This window comes from Methanospirillum stamsii, assembly GCF_003173335.1.
GTDB classification, from domain to species: domain Archaea; phylum Halobacteriota; class Methanomicrobia; order Methanomicrobiales; family Methanospirillaceae; genus Methanospirillum; species Methanospirillum stamsii.
The window spans coordinates 1-1,687 of the sequence record NZ_QGMZ01000066.1 but is presented as its reverse complement, the minus strand read 5'-3'; the positions used below and the strand labels follow the sequence as shown (position 1 = coordinate 1,687).

The window sequence follows — 1,687 nt, the reverse complement described above, 5'->3', positions numbered from 1 at the left end:
TTCGTTACTATTCAGCGATGCACCCAAACTCTAATATTCCGAAAAATGAATTTTAATTCTAATCAAGCCAATGCGAGCTCCTGATTGGTTGAAACGAGTGTAGGATGATTTTTTTGAGAATAATCAGGGATCCAGGGATCGCCCATAGTAGCTTTCATGAGTCCATCAATGATTGAAATCTCATTTTTCTGCATCGTAGAAACATAGCTACGAATTCTTGAGAACGCCTGTGCCCCTTTTTCACTTCGGAAAAGTCCTGATATCTTCATTTTCAATTTCGGCATCCGAATGTCGCGTTCGGCGAGGTTATTGTCGAATGGGGCCAGAGGATTCGTTAGAAAGAGCAGAATCTCGGTTTGATGATTTTGCATCCGCTCAAGAAGGTTTCTTGAATGGGGTTGTTTCCGCCTCCCTCTTTTACCTTTAATAGGTGTTGGAGGAGGATTTGCTTGCATGCCTTCAATAATTATGTTTGAGTACTCCTCATTAAGGAACTTGATTAGTGAAGGACCTACTAATTTGTCCTTATCATGAAAAATCTCTGAAATTTTCTTTGCCTTGAGCAGAAGTTCCCTCATCCTGACAGCCCAGTCTTGTTTTGTTTCTTCCTCCACTCGTTTCAGTTCCCTTAAAATGTGAGCATTGCAGTATGCATGATTACAGGGATATTTGTGATATGAATCCCAGAAATCATGTACTGCTATCCCAAAATAATGTGGAAGAACTCCAAGAGCTTCAATTCCTGCATGTCCGCGACTTCCAAATATCCCGTATAATGTTAGTAGTTTGGTTGAGGCAACATGGAGCCAGGATTTCTTTTTACCCACTTTCATGCCGGTTTCATCTGTATGGATGACGGGTGATTCAATCAGCAATTCTCTAATTTTATCTGTGAATCCCTCAAGATTCCCTCCAACCCGTTCAACCATATTGATGACAGTACCTGGGCTGATCGAACATCCATGAAGATCTGAAAGGATATGTGTGAGTCTTTTAACTGGGATCAGTTGATAAACGGAGAGATAAGCAACATATGCAGTTAAACGAACACCATATTGGACTTTTTGAGTGATGTGTCTCGGAAACTCTCCATTTGTGACAGTATGGCAATAAGGGCAGTGGTAAGAAAAGATACGGTGAGCAATCCATAGGATAGTTGCTGGAGGAATTTCAGCTTCCTGTCTTTCATCAAGGAATTGTAAAAGCTTAGTCTGTACTGTGGCACCACAACCTGAACAAACATTTGGAGCATGATCGATTTTTATGTCGGGATTTTCAACTGGTGATAATGTGGTCCCAATATGCCCAGTCTGTCCTCCGGGTCTATTTCCTCTAGAAACACGGCTATTTGAAATTTTTTTGTGGTTTAATGGATTTTTTGACGGAGGAATACTACTGTTTGTGCTGTTTAGGTTAAAACGGTTCTCTAAATCTCGAACACGGGATTTTAGTTCACAAATCTCCTCTCTCAATAAAAGCAGTTGAGCCAGTAGACGTGAAATAATTTCGATTATAATGGGATGAGATTTTTGGATATATTCCTGTTCCTCATCACTAAATTCCATAACCAGATCTAAATAATAGATTTGCGCTTCTAATACTAAGAATTTTCGGTCTTTTAAGGATGAATCATTAAATAAAAATCATATGATTTTTATTTCATTAGGGGTATGGCTGAATAGTAACC

The 1,687-nt window shown here is 39.4% G+C and carries 1 protein-coding gene; it reads right to left on the bottom strand.

Features of this window, described 5'->3' with window-relative positions; translation table 11 throughout:
* Positions 1-62: 62 nt before the first annotated feature.
* Complete coding sequence (gene tnpC, locus DLD82_RS17695; protein ID WP_109942461.1) at positions 63-1,565, bottom strand: IS66 family transposase; 1,503 nt, start codon at positions 1,563-1,565, stop codon at positions 63-65.
* Between the last annotated feature and the right edge of the window lie 122 nt (positions 1,566-1,687).

Coding starts and splice junctions, on each gene's coding strand:
- tnpC (WP_109942461.1), bottom strand. CDS start 1,565: ATGGAATTTAGTGATGAGGAACAGGAATATATCCAAAAATCTCATCCC.